Genomic DNA, 2,866 nt, shown 5'->3' on the forward strand with positions numbered 1-2,866 from the left:
AGCAAAATCAGGTCACCCTGGTATGCCAATGGGAGCAGCGCCAATGGCATATACACTTTGGACTCAATTTATGAATCATAATCCTAAAAATCCACAATGGTTTAATCGTGACCGTTTTGTTCTATCAGCTGGCCACGGTTCTATGCTTCTATATAGCCTTCTTCATCTTTCGGGATATGATGTATCAATGGAAGATATTAAAAGCTTCAGACAATGGGGAAGCAAAACTCCAGGACATCCTGAGTTTGGTCATACGCCTGGTGTCGATGCAACTACTGGTCCTCTTGGGCAAGGAATAGCTATGTCAGTTGGAATGGCGATGGCTGAGCGCCATTTAGCAGCTGTCTATAACAAAGATCAATTTAATTTAATTGATCATTATACATACAGCATTTGTGGTGACGGGGATCTAATGGAAGGTGTCTCCGCAGAAGCAGCTTCTCTTGCTGGCCACCTTAACCTTGGGAGATTAATAGTGCTTTATGACTCCAATGATATTTCCCTTGATGGTGACTTAAATAAGTCGTTCTCTGAAAGTGTTGAACAAAGATTTAAATCATATGGCTGGCAATACTTAAGAGTAGAAGATGGGAACGATCTGACTGAAATCGCAAATGCGATTGAAGAAGCCAAACTAGATGTTAATCATCCAACGCTTATTGAAGTAAAAACAGTCATCGGATATGGATCACCAAATAAATCAGGAAAATCTGATGTTCATGGAGCTCCTCTTGGTGCAGATGAATTAAAGTTAACGAAAGAATCTTATAAGTGGACTTTTGAAGAAGACTTCTATGTTCCTGAAGAAGTGTATGAGCATTTCAGAAAGCTTGTCGCAGTACAAGGAGAAAAGAAGGAGCAAGAATGGAATGACCTATTCGCTCAATACAGAAGTGAGTTTTCCGAGCTTGCAAGTCAGCTCGAGCAAGCTATTAACGGCGAGCTTAAGCAGGGCTGGGCAAATGATATACCTGCTTATGAAGAAGGAAAAAGCATTGCGAGCCGTGCGTCATCTGGAGAGGCATTGAATGCCATTGCCAAAAACCTACCATCCTTTATCGGAGGATCTGCTGACCTTGCAGGTTCAAATAAGACAATGATTAAAGGAACTGCAGACTTTACTCCAAAAACCTTTGATGGAAAAAACATTTGGTTTGGAGTTCGTGAATTTGCAATGGGAGCTGCTTTAAATGGAATGGCTTTACATGGAGGATTAAAAGTATTTGGAGGTACCTTCTTTGTTTTCTCTGACTACTTGCGTCCGGCTATTCGTCTAGCTGCATTAATGAAGCTGCCTGTTACGTATGTGTTTACACATGACAGTATTGCTGTTGGTGAAGATGGACCAACACATGAGCCTATTGAACAAATAGCTGCTTTGCGTGCAATGCCAAATCTATCTGTTATTCGTCCTGCTGATGGAAATGAAACAGCAGCTGCTTGGAAATTAGCGGTTGAATCGTCAGATAAGCCAACAGCCCTTGTATTAACGCGACAAGATCTGCCAACATTAAAAGGTACAAAAGAAGCAGCATATGATGGCGTTTCAAAAGGGGCATATGTTGTATCACCTGCTAGTAAAGAAAAAGCTGATGCATTATTAATTGCTTCCGGATCAGAGGTAAGCTTAGCCGTGGAAGCGCAGCAAGCTTTAGAAGCTGATGGTATTTCAGCAGCGGTTATCAGTATGCCTTCATGGGATCGTTTTGAAGCTCAATCTAAGGAATACAAGGAAAGTGTTATTCCTAAAGATGTGAAGAAAAGATTAGCGATTGAAATGGGTGCTTCTCTTGGCTGGCATCGCTATGCTGGTGATGAAGGAGATGTCCTTTGTATTGATCAATTTGGTGCATCTGCTCCTGGCGAAAAAATCATCGAGGAATATGGTTTCACGGTTGATAATGTTGTGGCGCGTGTTAAATCCCTATTCTAGAACTATTACGAAAGAGAAGAGTGCTAAAGGCTCTTCTCTTTTTGTTATTGATAGCTATTATTTTCTAAAAATTCTTCGTTTCGACAAAATAAGCGAATGTTTTTGACGGTTTAAGACACAATGTTTAATTTTACATAAGTATAATGAGAGGAAAGGGGGTTTGTCCCGGAAGGAGAGGTTTGGATGAGATCCTATCAGTTATATTTAATTGAAGATGAATTTGCCTCCCACTATTTTGGCAGGGAGAGAATGTTTTTTCAGTTATTTCAAGAATTCGAGCACGCGGCTGGTACTATGGAATCCATACTAGCTAGACAAATTCAATTTATAACAAAGCCGATACCGGGATTAAAACTTCATCAATATATTAACCAGCAGATGTATCGAAATAAAGATTTTTTGACACATAAAGGGTTATATTATATAGAAATGGGAAAAAGAAGCAGCGCTAAACTAGAGATTAAGGACCGATGTTTAATATTAGAAGCGAGTGGAAATTATGATGCGGAGACGATCTTTTTTGAGGTGCTTAGAAAAAGCGAGTCGTCTTTTCTGGCAATTGATATCGAACATCATCGTTACGGTTGGCTAAAACCAATTAAGGAAAGAAAATTAGTTTAAAATATGATAAAATCATAAAGCAAATATTGTATAATAGCCTTTGGTTTAGTACACTGTATGTTAGACAACACGAAGGAGGAAATTTGAATGTGGACTTATATTCTAGTTGGTATCCTGGCACTTCTTGCTGGTTTAGCACTAGGATTTTTCATTGCTCGAAAATATATGATGAGCTATTTAAAGAAAAATCCGCCAATTAATGAACAAATGTTAAAAATGATGATGATGCAGATGGGTCAAAAGCCATCGCAAAAGAAAATTAATCAAATGATGAACGCCATGAATAAGCAAACAAAATAATGGTGGACGGGC

At 39.1% G+C, this 2,866-nt stretch carries 3 protein-coding genes; all 3 read left to right on the forward strand.

The window, feature by feature from the left end; genetic code table 11:
- The coding region (gene tkt / locus V7164_RS15735) for a transketolase (RefSeq protein WP_335354542.1) at nucleotides 1-1,933 on the forward strand (1,933 nt) is incomplete at its 5' end.
- 183 nt (nucleotides 1,934-2,116) lie between these two features.
- Nucleotides 2,117-2,554, forward strand: a complete 438-nt coding sequence (gene sirA, locus V7164_RS15740) for a sporulation inhibitor of replication protein SirA (protein ID WP_335354543.1) — start codon at nucleotides 2,117-2,119, stop codon at nucleotides 2,552-2,554.
- Between the two features lie 87 nt (nucleotides 2,555-2,641).
- On the forward strand, nucleotides 2,642-2,854 hold the full coding sequence (locus V7164_RS15745) for a YneF family protein (RefSeq protein ID WP_335347872.1): 213 nt from the start codon (nucleotides 2,642-2,644) through the stop codon (nucleotides 2,852-2,854).
- The last annotated feature ends 12 nt before the right edge of the window (nucleotides 2,855-2,866 follow it).

The sequence above is a fragment of the Bacillus sp. JJ1474 genome (assembly GCF_036965225.1).
Taxonomy (GTDB): domain Bacteria; phylum Bacillota; class Bacilli; order Bacillales; family Cytobacillaceae; genus Cytobacillus.